This window comes from Chloroflexota bacterium, from assembly GCA_020850535.1.
GTDB lineage: Bacteria > Chloroflexota > UBA6077 > UBA6077 > JACCZL01 > JADZEM01.
In genome coordinates, this window is sequence record JADZEM010000186.1 from 1 (window position 1) to 14,558 (window position 14,558).

A 14,558-nucleotide genomic window follows, 5' to 3' on the forward strand; every position below is an offset into this window, starting at 1 on the left:
GCGAGGGCTTCCGCCTCCGAACCGACGGCAAGGGCCGCCTGAGCCTGGTGCTCGACACCTGGGGCGGCCAGTTCATCCAGTTCACCCGCATCGGCGAGATGCTGGCCGGGCAGCTCAAGAAGATCGGCATCGAGCTCCAGGTCAAGGAGCTGGAGCGGAGCTTCGGTCAGAAGCGCAACGCTGCCAACGAGAACCAGATCTACGCCTGGCAGAACGACGGCTCGGAGCACCTCTACACCTTCCCCGGCCACGTCTTCCCGTTCGATCAGACGGGCGGCGGCGGTGCGCTCTACGCGACGTGGTTCCAGTCCAACGGCGCGCAGGGCAAGGAGCCGCCCGGCAAGATCAAGGAAGTGATGGACAAGTGGAAGAAGGCGTTCGGCGTGCCGGAGGCCGAGCAGGTCAAGCTGGGCAAGGAGATCTGGGCCACCGTCGTGGACGAGGTCTTCATGTCGGGCGTGGTCGGGCTGGCCGCCGCCGTGTCGGGCGTCCGGCTGATCAAGAACACCATGGGCAACATCCCTGCCCGCCAGTTCAACAGCCCGGACGGCAAGACCCCGGGCACGTCCCGACCGGCCCAGTTCTACTTCAAGAGCTGAGGCCTCTCGTCGCCGATGCGGGCCGCGCGTGACTCGTCACGCGCGGCCCTTTTCGTTACACTGCCCACGCATCGGGCGGGATGCGGGGCCTGCCATGCACGTCGCCTCGACGTGAGGCGCGTCTCCACGTCCTCGCCGGCCGCGGAGGCCCATTCCCCAATGCCGCTCCAGGTCACCGGCGCGCTCATGACCGACCTCGGCCGTCAGCGGGCGGTCAACGAGGACTGGTGCGGCTCTCTCACGCCGGACGAGTTCGACGATGACCCGCGTCAGCCATCGATCTGGGTCATCGCGGACGGGCTGAGCCAGTTCGGCACCGGCCGCGACGCCGCCCGCCTCACCGTCGAGGCGACGCTCGGCGCCGGCTGGGGGCCGGAGGTCACCGATCCCGGCCAGCAGCTCCTGACCGCCGCCGAGACGGCCAACCGGATCCTGTGGGCGCGCGCGCAGGACTCGTCCGATCCGGCACGCCTGCACGCCGCGACGCTCCTCGGCCTCGTCGTCAAGGAGGACGTCGCCTGGGTGGTCTCCGCCGGCGACTGTCGCGCGTACCTGCTGCGTGACGCGGCCGTTCGTCAGATCACCCGCGATCACACCGTCGCCGCCGAACAGGTCCGCGCCGGCCGTCTGCGCCCGGAGGATGTCGCGCGGCACCCGGGCCGCAACACCCTGACCCGCTGCCTCGGCTTTCGGGCGTCCGTCCACCCGGACCTGTTCCGCGAGCCGCTGGAGGCTGGCGACCGGCTGGTGATCTGCTCGGACGGCATCACCCGCCACATCTCGGACGACGAGCTCGCGCAGATCGTCCAGGAGTCCGCGCCGCAGCAGGCCTGCACCCGCCTCGTCGAGCTGGCGAATCAACGGGGCGGTGCTGACAACATCACGATCGGTGTGCTGGAGGTGGAAGAGGTTCACCAGCCGACGCGGGTGATCCCGCCCCGCCCGTCCCTACGCGACCTGAGCACCAGCAGGCTGGCCGCGCTCCAGGAGATCGGCCAGCGGATCAACGCCAGCCTCGACGTGGCCGAGACGCTCGAATCGGTGCTGAACAGCCTGGTCGAGATGACCGGGGCCGAGCGCGCCTGCATCATGCTCAGGAACCACGACACCGGGCAGCTCGCGTTCGAGGTCGGGCGCAACCTCGATGCCCAGGGCGTCGCGGAGGACGCGACGATCTCGCGGAATATCGTCGGGTCCGTCTTCCGAGACGGCAAGCCGCTCCTGCTCGGGGACGCGGTCGCCGACCCGCGCTTCAAGGCGTTCGAGAGCGTCGTAGTACAGGCGTTGCGCTCGGTCATCTGCACGCCGCTCGTCGTGCGCGGCGAGGTGATCGGCGTGGTGTACATCGACAACAGCCTCGGGGCCGAGCTGTTCACACCGTCTGACCTGGATCTCGTCACGGCGTTCGCGAACGTCGCGGCGGCGGCCATCGAGAATGCGCGGCTGCACCAGCGGCTTGAGGCGCAGGTCCGCGAGATCACGGCGATGAAGACGACGCAGGAGCGCATCCTCCGCAGCGTGAGCAGCGGCATCATCGCCGTTGACCGCGACGGCACGCTGACCAGCGCCAACCCGGCCGCCGCCGAGCTGTTCCTGACCACGTCCGATCAGATGGTCGGCAAGCGGCTCGACGCCTTCCTGCCGCCGCACTTCCTGAACCTGCTGGGGCCGCCGTTCATTGGAGACGGCAACGAGCCGGGCGCAACGGTTCAGGGCTTCGAGATGGCCGGCGTCATCGACGGGCGCGGATACGTCCATTTCAAGCACCACCTCTCGCCCCTGCGAGATGAGGCCGGCCAGACCGTCGGCTACGTTCTGGTGCTGGAGGATCATACCGAGCGCGAGCGGCTGGAGCGAGAACGCCGCAAGGCCGCCGCCGAGCGTTCGCAGATGGAGCAGATCTTCGGGCGGTTCATGCCGCGCGGCGTCTTCCAGGAGCTGATGCGGCAGGGTCCGGACCAGCTCAGGATCGGCGGGGATCGCCGCGAGCTGACCGTGATGTTCGCCGACATTCGCGGGTTCACCGGGATGTCGGAGCGGCTGGCGCCCGAACAAGTGGTAGAAGTCCTCAACAGCTACCTGACGGCGGCCACCGACATCGTCTTTGAGCACCAGGGGACGGTTGACAAGTTCATTGGCGACGCAATCATGGCGCTGTTTGGCGCACCGATGCAGCTCGAACAGCACGCACTCTTCGCAGTTCGGGCAGCGATGGCGATGCAGCGGCGTTTTGCCGAGACAGTGTCACGGAGCGGACAGCGCGCCAGCTTCGGGATCGGTATAAACACGGGCCAGGGGGTTGTTGGCACCATCGGCGCACCCCAGCTCTTGAGCTACACCGTCATCGGCGACGTCGTCAATGTCGCGGCCCGGCTCCAGAATGAGGCGCGCGCGGGCGAAGTGCTGGTCACCGAGGAGACGTTCCGGCTGGTGGAGCAGCACGTAGAATCGGAAGAGCTTGGCTCGATCTTCGTCAAGGGACGGCTCGCCCCAGTGACCATGTATAAAGTCACCGCTTTGCGACCCTGAAAGACGCAGGACGCGCACGGCGTGCGACAGCACCGACGCGGGAGATCGTTGCGTGAGACACCAGCCACAGCCGCCCCACACACCAGGGTTCTTTTCCCACCTCGGGGAGTTTGTCGCGCGGTTCCGATGGCTGGTGCTGGCCGTCTGGATCATCTTCGTCGGCGTCTCGGTGCTGGGCGCGCGGCAGGTCAAGGGCGAGCTGGTCTCCGGCGGCATCAACGTCCCCGGCAGCGAGTCGAACCGAGGCGAGGCGGTCCTGGCTGACGAGTTCGACCGCCGCCCGACGCGCACCGCCGCCGCGATCTTCACCAGCTCGAAGTTCAAGGTCACGGACCCGCAGTACCGCGAGGGAGTAGACCAGGCCGTCAAGCGGATTCAGGACGTCGAGGGCGTCGACCGCATCGTGACGTTCTACGTCTCCGGCCTGAAGCGGCTGGTCAGCGAGGACGAGCACACCACCTACGCCGTCATCAACCTCAAGGGCGATGAGGAGGAAGCGAAGGCCCTGGTCCCGAAGATCCGCGAGGAGCTGCACCGCGACCTCTCGAATGACATCGACGAGGCCTACATTATCGGCTTCCCGGCCGTGTCCTACGACATCTCGCAGGGCAGCGCCGAGGATCTCCACCATGCCGAGCTGTCGAGCCTGCCGCTGACGCTCTTCCTGCTGCTGCTCGTCTTCGGCACCGTGGTCGCATCGGGGCTGCCGGTGATGCTTGGCGCGGCGGCAGTGGTCACGGCGCTCGGGATTCTCTACCTCGTGGCACAGCGGATGGAGACCTCCATCTTCGCGATGAACACGGCGTCGATGATCGGTCTCGGTCTCGGCATCGACTTCTCGCTGCTGATGGTCAGCCGCTACCGCGAGGAGCTGGCGAAGGGCCGCACGCCGCACATGGCGACGGTCAAGACCGTCGAGACGGCCGGGACGTCCATCGTCTTCTCGGGTCTGACGGTCATGGCCGGCCTGTCGGTCATGCTGCTCTACGACCTGGTGCTGGTGCGGTCCATCGCGCTGGGCATGCTGCTGGTGGCTGGACTCGCGGTGCTTGGCGCGGTCACGCTGCTGCCGGCCCTGATGTGCCTTTTCGGACGGCAGGTCAACGCCTTCAACCTGATCCCCGGCCGCAAGCCGGGGCAGAAGCGGTCGTCCGGCACGGGCGTCTGGCACAGCTGGAGCCTGCTGGTCATGCGGTATCCCTGGCCGTTCCTGTTCCTGTCGGTCGGGCTGCTGGCAGCGATGTCCTGGCCGGCCCGCGACATGAACGCCATCGGCGCGGGTGGGCCGCAGGGCGTCGGCGAGGAGGCCGAGTCGCGGAAGGGCTTCGAGATTCTCTCCCGGTCGTTCCCCGTGGGCGAGGTCGCCCCGATCTCGATCATCGTCAAGCTGAACAAGCAGGATGCGGCGTTTGAGACGGCCAACCGCGAAGGCGTGTTCAAGCTGACGCAGGAGCTGACCGACGACAAGACCCGCGTGGCGCGCGTCGAGTCGATCGCGAATCTGCGCCCAGGCATGTCGCTTGACGAGTTCAAGGCCGTCACGCCCGAGCAGTTGATCGGCACGGACCCGCGTCAGCGGGCGCTGATCGCGCAGTACGTCAACATCGACCGCACCCGCGACATGTATCACGTCGTCGTGATCTCGAACTTCGCGGAGGTCGCGCCGGAGACGACGGATCTCGTGAAGGACATCCGCGCCACTGTCGTGCCGGGCATCCGCGAGCTGCGCGGGGCCGAGGTGCTGGTCACCGGGCAGTCGGCGCTGACCCTCGACTACCGCGACGAGCTGTTCGGGCAGTTCCCGAAGCTCGTGGGGCTGGTGCTGCTGGTCACGTACTTCGTGCTGCTGCTCTTCTTCCACTCGCTGATCCTGCCGCTCAAGGCCATCTTGATGAACCTGATCGGCATCACGGCGAGCTACGGCTTCCTGGTGATGGTCTTCGAGTGGGGCATCCTCGACAAGATCCTCGGCTTCGATCACCTCGGCCGCCTGACGATGTTCCCGCCGGTGATCTTGTTCTCGATCCTCTTCGGCCTCTCGACGGACTATGAGGTCTTCCTGCTCAGCCGGGTGAAGGAGATCTACGAGCACCAGAAGCACAAGCTCGACGAGCAGTTCGGCCCGAACGCCGTCCACGACGCGGAGTACAACCACAAGCTGGACGAGATCAACGAGCACAGCGTGGCCGAGGGGCTGGAGCGGACGGCCGGCATCATCACCGCCGCCGGCCTGATCATGATCGTGGTGTTCGGGGCGTTCTCGCTCGGGCACGTGTTGGTGGTGAAGGAGTTGGGTATCGGCCTGTCGATGGCCGTGCTGCTAGACTCGACCATCATCCGCGTCATCATGGTGCCGGTCTCGATGAAGCTGATGGGCCACCTGAACTGGTGGATGCCGAAGGCGCTCGACTGGATCCCGACCATCTCCGAGCCGCCCAGCGACGATCTCGAAGAGGACGGCGCGCACGGCGCCCGCCCGATGCCCGGACAGGCCCGGTTCTGCGGTCGCTGCGGCGCGGTGCTGCCAGCACGGGCGCGCTTCTGCGGACGCTGCGGCCGGGTGCTGAGCGCCCCGCGTGACTATCCACAGCAGATGCCGGCCGGCGTTGGCGCGGGCATGGCCGCCTACGGCTCGGGCGAGACCGTGATGGGCGACATGCTCGGTGCACCGCGCCAGGACTGGGGCCGACAGGCCTCGGGCGGGCAGGCGATGATGCCGCAGGCCGGCATGGGTCTGTACCGTATCCCCATCGTGCTGCGGATCGGACGGACCGAGCATCGCGCCTGGCTCAACCTGCGTGACTGTCAGGTGGAGAAGGACCCGAACCTGCCGAACGTGCCGGTGATCGCCGTGGACGGGCTGGACGTGCGCCCGATGCCCGGCCAGGATCCGCCTGAGATCCAGATTCGTAACGCCCGCATCCGGTACTGAGCATCGCCCTCACCCCGCGCCACTCAACGACCAGACCGCCGAACCGATGGTTCGGCACACGCCATCGAGAAGGAGCGACTTCCGTGGAGCCACAGCAACCCCCGCGCTCCACTCCTCCGCCGCCAGCGTCGGCATCAGGCACGCCGCCCCCGCCAACCGGTGGGGCGACCCCTCCGCCGCCGCCGTCGGGTGCTGCGCCACCGCCTCCACCCCCGGCCGCGGCCGCCAGCCCCGGCGCACCGACCGTGACCGTCTGCCCGGCCTGCGGCGTGCCACGGGCCGAGGATACGCGGTACTGCGAAGAGTGCGGCCACGATTACGGCGGTCAGGTGGCCCCAGAGGCCGAGGAGAAGCCCCTGCTCCGAGGCCCAGTCCTCTGGGCGTTCATGCTGTTCTGGGTCGCGCTCGCCGTCGGCGGACTCTGGTACCTGTTCACGGTGCTCTGGGCGGCCTGAGCGCTCGCCGTGAGACTGGTTGTTCTGGAGGGTCCGACTGCCCGGCCGACCTTTGAGATCCTTCAGCGGCGGACGCTGATCGGGCGCGCGCCCGATTGTGATGTGCTGGTCTACGACGCGCAGGTCTCGCGGCACCATGCTCAGATCCTGCGGCTCGGCGACGCCTACGTCATCGAGAGCTTGCAGGCTGCCAATCCGGCCATCGTCAACGACCGTATGACGGTCGAGCGGCGCAAGCTCTCAGACGGCGACCTGATCGTGCTGGGGACAGTTGTGTTTCAGGTCGATCTGCCGCCCCAGACCGCGCATCCCGACGACTCCTGGTCGCGAGACCGTCGGATGCCGGGCGCCCCGGCCCCGGTCTCTGACGACCTGGACCCTGAGGACTACCAAGAGACGCCGGGCGTCGTCATGCCCCAGGAAATCGAGCCGTCGCGCAGAACGCACGAGAATGTGGCGCCGCCTCAGCCCCGGCCACTGGCAGCGCACGCGAACGCGAACGCGCTGCCGTCGACGGTCCAGCAGCCGAAAGACCGGCCGTCAGCAGACCAGCCGCCAACATCCCAGCAGCCACCGGCGCAGCCGTTGACCGCCCAGCAGCCGCCCACAGCGCCGCGGCCACTCGCAGCATCCGCCGAGCCGGCCCCGCAGCGCTCCCCTCGCGAGCAGTTGGTGGCGGTCGCTGTGCGCCTTGGAGCGGCCGGGCAACGCCTCCAGTCACGAGTGCTCGCGTCAGGCCTTGCGCCTGCTGGCGCATCTGTCGAGAGCGACGCGGTCACCCAGCTGGTCGCCGAGCACGAGCGGCTCGGCGGCGACACCGAGCTGGCGCGGCTGGCGGTCCTGCTCAGCGAACGGCTGGGCAACCAGACGGACATCCGCGCCCTGTACCGTCTGGGAGCCGAGGCCGCCGAGTTGGGCGCCTGGACGCGGCTCGCGAGGCAGTCTGTCGAGGAGGCGATCCGCCTTGCCGAGGCGCTGGGCGTCCACCGCGCCCTGTGACCGGCCAGGCCGCACCCGTGGTGAAACCGCCATCGTTGTGCAGCGTCGTCGGGGCCGCGGTAAAGGCCCTCATCCCCCAACAGCTCGCGTCATGACGTCATGGGACCATCGACGAACAGGCAATCGCCCTGGGGGTGCGGTCGCTGCCGGCACGATTCAGTCCACGTCGTCGATCCGCTGGTTCAGTCCGGCGGCCCGGACAGCACCAGGCAGGCGTTCTGCCCCCCGAACCCGAAGCTGTTCGAGAGCACGGTCCGCACCGGCCGCTCTCGCGCCTCGTTCGGCGTGTAGTCAAGGTCGCACTCGGCGTCGGGCGTCTCGTAGTTGATGGTCGGCGGGATCAGGCTGCGCTGGATCGTGAGCAGCGAGACGATCGCCTCCAGCGCCCCGCTCGCGGCGAACATGTGGCCCGTCATCGACTTGTTCGCCGTCACCGGCACGCGCTCGGCCCGGCAGCCCAGCACCCGGCGCAGCGCCACCGTCTCCAGTCGATCCCCGAGCGGCGTCGAGGTCGCATGCGCGTTGACGTGGTCGATCTCCTCGGCGTGGATGCCGGCGTCCTCGATGGCCAGCCGCATCGCATTCGACGAGGCCTCGCCGGTCGGGTCGGGGCCGGTCAAGTGAAAGGCGTCCGTCGTCGCGCCGTACCCCGTGACCTCGCCGTAGACGCGCGCGCCGCGCCGCCGTGCGTGCTCGTACTCCTCCAGCACCAGCACCGCGCCGCCCTCAGCCGCCACAAAGCCGTCGCGGTCCGCGTCGAACGGACGGCTGGCCCGCGTCGGCTCCTCGTTACGGGTCGAGAGCGCGCCGATCATGCTCATGCCGATCAGCGTCATCTCGCAGATCGGGGCATCGGCGCCGCCGGCCAGCATCACGTCTGCCGCCCCGCGTCGAATCACCTCCGTCGCCTCGCCAATGGCCGTCGTGCCGCCAGCGCAGGCGGTGGCCACCGTCGAGTTGTAGCCGCGCGCCCCAACAGCAATGCTCACGTTGGAGCTGACCATGTTCGGCAGCACCATCGCCATGAACAGCGGATGGGTGCGCTGCCAGCCGCGCTCGCGCAGCACGGCGTAGTTCTTCTCGCTGACGGCAATCGAGCCGGCGCTGTTCGAGAGCAGCACGCCCACACGGTCGTGGTTCTCAGGCGTGATGGCCAGCTCGGCGTCTTTGACAGCCATCTGCGCCGCCGCCACGGCGAACTGGCTGAAGCGGGCCATTCGGCGCGCCTGCTTTTGCGGCATAAACGCCGTTGGGTCGAAGCTCTTGACCGGCGCAGCAATGTGCGTCGGATACTCCGCGGTCGAGAACGGAAAGTCCGTAAAGTCCATCTCGTCCGGAAATGCCTGCGCGCCGGACACCCCGGAGACGAGATTCGACCAGGTCTCCTCCACGGATGCACCGACTGGCGACAGCATCCCCAGGCCTGTCACCACGACGCGACGTCGTCCCACCTTGTTCCCTCCGTGTATACCAGCGCCCTACGTCGGAAACACCAGGAGCAGAGCCGAGACGGTGGTCGAACCGACGAGCTGGCCTACTGTCAGCTTAGTCGTGGCCGGGGCTCCGGTCTAGCCAGGGAAGCAACTTCTGTAACGAACTGAACATTTCGCGCGCGGCAACGTAGCCGGCCTCGGCGTAGGCATCGGCGTGCTCGAAGGCCTTCCACCCGGTGATCTCGAACTTCGGCCGAATCACCACGTCCGCCAGGAGGCAATCGCGCACCGCACGATCCGCCGTCATGATATCAATGCAGCGCATCAGATTCTGGAGCAGGTTCGACTGCTTTTGAACCTCAGCCGCACCGCCCGCGTCTCGATTTGAGAGATCCACGGCGATGACGATGTCGGCCCCGAGATCGCGCACAGCCTGCGTCGGCACGGGGTTCAGCACGGCGCCGTCCACCAGCCGCATCTTGCCGATCTCCTTCGGCGGCCAGACGCCAGGGATCGAGCTGCTGGCGCGCAAGGCGTCCGCGAGCGGTCCCTGCGTGAACACGATGGGGCGGGCGGTCTCCAGGTCGGCCGCCACCACCGCGAACGGCACCGGCAGCTCCTCGAAGGTCGCGTCTCCCACCAGCTCACGGTAGGTCGATTCGACGGCCTCGGGCTTGAACAACGCCTGCATCATGCCCATGCCCCAGCGCGGCTGGAGCAGGTTCGTGAACTTCTGGTGCAGCATGCGCATCGTCTCCTGGCCCTGCACCACGTCCATGCCCAGGGCGCGCGGCGCGCCGATCACCGAGCCCATGCTGCAGCCGGCCAGGTAGTCGTTCGGGATGTCGTGCTCCTCCAGGAAGCGCAGCGCGCCGACGTGCGCGAACCCGCGAGCGCCGCCCGACCCGAGCGCCAACCCGACCTTCAGCCCGGCGATATCGCGCGCCATCCAGTGCATCGCGCGGCTGAACGAGAGATGGCGGGCGTTGATCGCCAGCGGCGGCAGTTGCCGGGCCGCCTCACGGAGGATCTGGGCTGGCCCGGGCAGGATCACCCGGGCCGGCACACCGAGCCGCTCGACGGAGCGGGCGCGCACCGCCGCGAGCGACAACCCTTCGTCCGAGAGCAGGACCGGGAACGACTGCTCGCGCACGTCACGTCGCAGCGCCGAGAACGCCGAGACCAGCTCGTCCGCATAGGTGGTGCCAAGCTGAGCCGTCGTCGCCAGCAGGTAGATGCGATCCAGCTGCGCCATGATCGACAGCACGTCGCGCCGGTCCTCGCCCACGAGGTTGAGCACCGTGTAGGCCGCGTTCTGACGGAACCAGCCCAGCGCCTCCGACAGGGCCAGTGGCTGGATCGCCCGCAACAGCCCGGCGTCTGGCGGCAGGTTCAGCGCCATGAAGCGGGCGGTCCCGAACTGGAGCGCCGGCACCCGTAGCCGTTCAGCACCATGGGTCCAGATGTCTGACAACGCGGGGCTGCGCTCGCGGCCCGGCAGCGAGCTGGCCTGCTCCGGCGGCCGGTCGATCAGCAGCACGCGCTTGCGGGTCGTGTGGGAGAGCGCGGCGGCGACGTTCGTGGCGACGAGGCTGCCGATCAGCGGCGGCATCCGCCCGATGATCGCGATGACCTGCGCGCCTGGCCGCGCGGCCCGTGAGTGGGTGGTCCGCTGAAGGCGGTCCACCAGGATGCGGCTGAGGTTGAACAGCAACAGGGGCGTGGTCGCCGCCGCCTGCAGGAACGCCTCGCGGTTCGCCAGCCGCACGACGGTCGGGGCGATGGCCCGCACGTTGGCCGAGCGCGGCTCGCCGGTCAGGACGGACATCTCGCCAAACGTCTCGCCGGCCCCCAGCCGCGCCAGCACGGTCGTCTCGCCGGTCGCGCTCTGAAGGAAGACCTCTACCAGCCCGGTCTCGATGATGAACAGCGAGTCGCCGGCCTCGCCCTCCCGCACGATGACGGTGTCCGGCCGAACGCCGTGCCGCTGAAACGGCCCGACGATCTGATCCACGGTCTCACGCGGGATGCCACGAAACAGCCGGCTGCTCCCCAGCAGGTGACCGCTCCCGTCGGCGGCGTTCGACCCAGGCGCTTCAGTTGACATCTGCAGGCTGACGCTCGCGCGACTAGCTCGTGAGCCGCGCGAGCGTCGCCTGGAGGCGCGGCGCTGCCGCCACGAGGCGACCGTGAATCCGCAACGCCCCTTCGATGGCTCCGGCCTGCTGCGAGAGCCTGAGCAGCAGCTCGATGTCACGTGGCTGGGCCGCAAGCTGTTCCAGCACTACCAGGGCGTCGGACAGCTTCGGCCCCTCGGCCGCCCGGTCGATGTCGGCCAGGATGCCCTGCAGCTCGGTGAGGACGGCGGCGTCTGGTCCCTTGATCGCGTCCGCGACGGCCGCGAGGTCAGAGGTGGCCGTGTCGAGGCCAAGCTCCAGCCGCTCGACACGATCCGCCAGCGCCGTCAGCGTGCTGGAGAAGCCGGTCAGATCCTGCCCGACCTCGGACAGCTCGCGGCGCAACGAGGCCAGCGTCGCGGCGGTCGAGCCAGATGGGGAGGACGGCTGCGGCGTCGCCTCGGGCACGACTGCCGGTGCACTCGCCACCGGGGCAACCGGCTGCGGGGCCGACGCAGGAGTCGGGGCAGGGACCGGCGCCGGCATGGGCGACGGCGCGACGTATGGGGCAGGTGAGGCGTACGGAGCGGGTGCCGAGTGCGCTGCCTCCGTCAGCAGGCTCGGCGGGGAGAGATCCTCCTCGTCGAGCACCCCCTCGGACAGCGATGTCTGATTCGCGGCGGCCAGCACGGGCGGCGGCGTGTACGTCGAGGCCGGGGCCGGTGCCGGGGCAGGCTGCGGAGGCGTCGCCGGGGCAGGCGGCGTCGATGGGGTCGACAGCGGCGACGACATCAGCGCTGGCGGGTTGAAGTCGGGCGCACCACCCAGGCTCGTCATCGGCGAGTCGAGGTCGATGGCCATCGTCGAGCCTTCGGGCGGCAGATCGGTCTGGTACCCGCCCGTGGTCGGCTGCGCCTCGAGGATGAAGACGGCGTCCCCGATGCGGATGACGTCGCCGTCCTTGAGGTCGCGCGGCTGCTCGATCCGCTCGTCGTTGACGATGGTGCCGTTGGAGCTGCCGGCGTCCTCGATGGTCAGACGCGAGCCGTCACGGCGGATCTGCGCGTGCATCCGCGAGACGTTCGTGTCGTGGATCACGATGTCGCTGCCCTGCCGCCGCCCGATGATGGTGATCGGCCGGTCGAGGCTGATGAGCGCCTCGTCCACCGAGCCCTGCTCGACGCGTAGCTGGACCGTCGCGCCCCCCGAGGAGGGGCTGCCGCCCAGCGGCGTACTGCTCGCGGGGCTGTCGAACTCCGGCACCGACATCGCCATCGTGCCGGCCTCCATCGGAAGGCCGCCGCCAATCGGCTGCATGTCGGCGCGCGTCTCGCCGCCGATGTCCACGGTCTGCCCGGACTGCGCGAGCGGGTGGCCGCACTGCAGGCAGAAAGAAAAGTCTGCGTGATTGGCTGCGCCGCACGAGGGGCACGTCATGGAACTATCGCCTCCAGCCCGACAGTCTCAAGGGGGCGCGTCGCGCCACCCACGTTGGCTGCGGCGCACGACGGTCTCATTGTAGCCGCGTCACCCTGATTCGGGGCCTTTCCTGGGAAACTCTGTTCGCAGTGGTACACTCCGTGACGCCATGGGCATGTTCCTTCAACGTGGTTCGCAACTGTTCGGGCTGGGGCGCTATTTCTGGGACGCCCTCCGCGAGATCAATCCGGCGGAGCTTCGGGCCGACTACGAGCAGCCGGTCACCATCGGGTTCTTCGGCCGCGCCGGCAGTGGGCGGCACACTCTCTCGCGAGCGCTGCTGGGCGTCGACACTGCCGAACTGACCGGGCGGGACATCTCCTTCAACGACGTCGACAGCGCCGCCGTCACGGCCTCCGGACGCTTGAGCCTGGCATTCCTGGTGGTGGACGCCACGGAGCCGGACTGGTCGCCTGAGCGCCGGATCGCGGCCCAGCTGGGCACGCGCGGCAGCCCGTTCTTCATCGTGTTGACGCACGCCGACCAGCTGCCGACGCCGTCTCAGGGCGGGCCGGCCCTCCGGAATCAGTTCCCAACCCATCCGCCTGAGCTGACGGCTGTCGTCGACGCCCGGAATGCCGAAGCCACCCGTGGCCAGCTGCTCGGGCGGATGCTCCAGACGGCGCCGCACCTGCGGCTGGCGCTGGCCCACCGCTTCCCGGCTCTGCGCCACCCGATCTCTGAAGATCTGATCCGCGAGGCCAGCAAGGTCAACGCTCAGTTTGCGCTGATGTCGAGCCTGCCGGCCCTGGTGCCGGTGCTGGGCATGTTCCTCGGCGGCATGGCTGACATCCTGGTGCTCACCAAGAACCAGGCGATGCTGGTCTTCAAGCTCGCCGCCATCCACGGACGGGACGTGGACGACCGGATCGGCGTGCTCAAGGAGATCCTGCCGGTGATCGGCAGCGCGTTCGTCTGGCGGACGGCTGCGCGCACGGCCATCGGATTCGCGCCGGCGCCCATCGCCGCCCTGCCGAAGGCGGCCGTCGCCTACCTGGGGACGTACACCGTGGGGCAGGCCGCCCGCTACTACTACGAGCGTGGCGACGCCCCGCCACCTGAGATGATCCGTCTGTTCCAGGCCGAGGCGCGCCGTCGCTACGTCTCGGTCAACGAGGCGCTGAAGCAGCGGTTTGGCGGTGGTAAGCGGGCGCTGCCGTCTGGAGAGTCATCTACCGGCGCGTCCTGACCGTACATTCAGGGCAATCAGTGAGTGCGGAACGTTTGCCGGCCTTCGAGAAGGCGTGTATAACCGACTCGCTCAGCGACGAGGGAGGAACCGTGGCGCGCACCCCAATCGAATTTACCTGTCCGAGCTGCCGCGAGAGCTTCAAGAGCGCAGAATGGGGCGCTGTGTTTCCGTGCCCGAATTGCCACGAGAAGATTGGGCGGATCCAACAGCTCGATCAGCTTCTGGATCAGTGGTTCTATCCGCGCCGGTGGCGGGCGGACCTGCACGAGCCGAACCCGTACTACCTGCTCGAAAAGCTGTGGACGGCGAACGGCCAGGGCGAGACGCTCTACAACGGCATCGCGCCGGCCCACGCGAACTACGACGTCTTCCGACATCTGGTGACGCGGCTCGTGGCGCAGGGCGTGGACGAGGGCTGGGTCGAGCTGGAGTTCCCGGATGACCCGCTGGAGGAGAACCCGGTCTACCAGCTGAAGTTCGGCGATCCGGACCGCTTCGCGAAGGGCGTCGAGCGGCTGTTCCCGGAGGTTGACTGGGACGAGCAGATCGAGGTGCCGGCCCAGGAGACTGAGGACGAAGGCACGTTCCCGGACGTCACGTCCAGCATTGCCGAGAGCGACGAGCCGACCTCGCTGGCGACCGAGCGGTCGCGCCGAGGCAAGCGCTAGCCCGGGCGAGCAAGAAGGCCCTCACCCCCACCCCCTCTCCCTGTGCGCGGGAGAGGGGAGACCAGCAACGTGACGGCTGTTCCCTCGTATTCGGGCGTACCAGACGGCGGTAGGAGCAGTTCTCTCATTCCTCCCCTCTCCCGCGCACAGGGAGA

The 14,558-nt window shown here is 68.5% G+C and carries 10 protein-coding genes; 7 read left to right on the top strand and 3 right to left on the bottom strand.

Features of this window, described 5'->3' with window-relative positions:
- The 5 genes from IT306_26060 to IT306_26080 all read left to right on the top strand — a co-directional run.
- Positions 1–599 (top strand): ABC transporter substrate-binding protein (locus IT306_26060; protein ID MCC7371907.1); only part of this gene is annotated, 599 nt, incomplete at its 5' end.
- 159 nt (positions 600–758) lie between these two features.
- The gene (locus tag IT306_26065; GenBank protein ID MCC7371908.1) at positions 759–3,128 is read left to right on the top strand and encodes a GAF domain-containing protein; all 2,370 of its coding nucleotides are present in this window, start codon (positions 759–761) and stop codon (positions 3,126–3,128) included.
- A 52-nt stretch (positions 3,129–3,180) separates the two neighbouring features.
- Positions 3,181–6,060 carry an MMPL family transporter gene (locus IT306_26070; GenBank protein ID MCC7371909.1) on the top strand — a complete coding sequence of 960 codons (2,880 nt, stop codon included), beginning with the start codon at positions 3,181–3,183 and terminating at the stop codon, positions 6,058–6,060.
- 245 nt (positions 6,061–6,305) lie between these two features.
- Positions 6,306–6,515 (top strand): hypothetical protein, encoded by a 210-nt coding sequence (locus tag IT306_26075; GenBank protein ID MCC7371910.1) that lies wholly within the window; start codon positions 6,306–6,308, stop codon positions 6,513–6,515.
- Positions 6,516–6,524: 9 nt separating this feature from the next.
- A complete protein-coding gene (locus IT306_26080; GenBank protein ID MCC7371911.1) occupies positions 6,525–7,514 on the top strand; it encodes an FHA domain-containing protein in 990 nt (329 codons plus the stop codon).
- 182 nt (positions 7,515–7,696) lie between these two features.
- Here IT306_26080 and fabF read toward each other — a convergent pair whose 3' ends face one another.
- The 3 genes from fabF to IT306_26095 all read right to left on the bottom strand — a co-directional run bounded on the left by fabF (position 7,697) and on the right by IT306_26095 (position 12,501).
- A complete protein-coding gene (gene fabF / locus IT306_26085; protein MCC7371912.1) occupies positions 7,697–8,965 on the bottom strand; it encodes a beta-ketoacyl-ACP synthase II in 1,269 nt (422 codons plus the stop codon).
- A gap of 94 nt (positions 8,966–9,059) precedes the next feature.
- Positions 9,060–11,054, bottom strand: a complete 1,995-nt coding sequence (locus tag IT306_26090) for a patatin-like phospholipase family protein (protein ID MCC7371913.1) — start codon at positions 11,052–11,054, stop codon at positions 9,060–9,062.
- 22 nt (positions 11,055–11,076) lie between these two features.
- Positions 11,077–12,501: an FHA domain-containing protein gene (locus IT306_26095; GenBank protein ID MCC7371914.1), complete on the bottom strand. Its 1,425-nt coding sequence runs from the start codon at positions 12,499–12,501 to the stop codon at positions 11,077–11,079.
- A gap of 157 nt (positions 12,502–12,658) precedes the next feature.
- Between IT306_26095 and IT306_26100 the strand changes: the two genes are divergently transcribed.
- Together IT306_26100 and IT306_26105 are read left to right on the top strand one after the other, a co-directional pair.
- A complete protein-coding gene (locus tag IT306_26100) occupies positions 12,659–13,732 on the top strand; it encodes a hypothetical protein (protein MCC7371915.1) in 1,074 nt (357 codons plus the stop codon).
- A 92-nt stretch (positions 13,733–13,824) separates the two neighbouring features.
- On the top strand, positions 13,825–14,403 hold the full coding sequence (locus tag IT306_26105; GenBank protein ID MCC7371916.1) for a hypothetical protein: 579 nt from the start codon (positions 13,825–13,827) through the stop codon (positions 14,401–14,403).
- Positions 14,404–14,558: the final 155 nt, after the last annotated feature.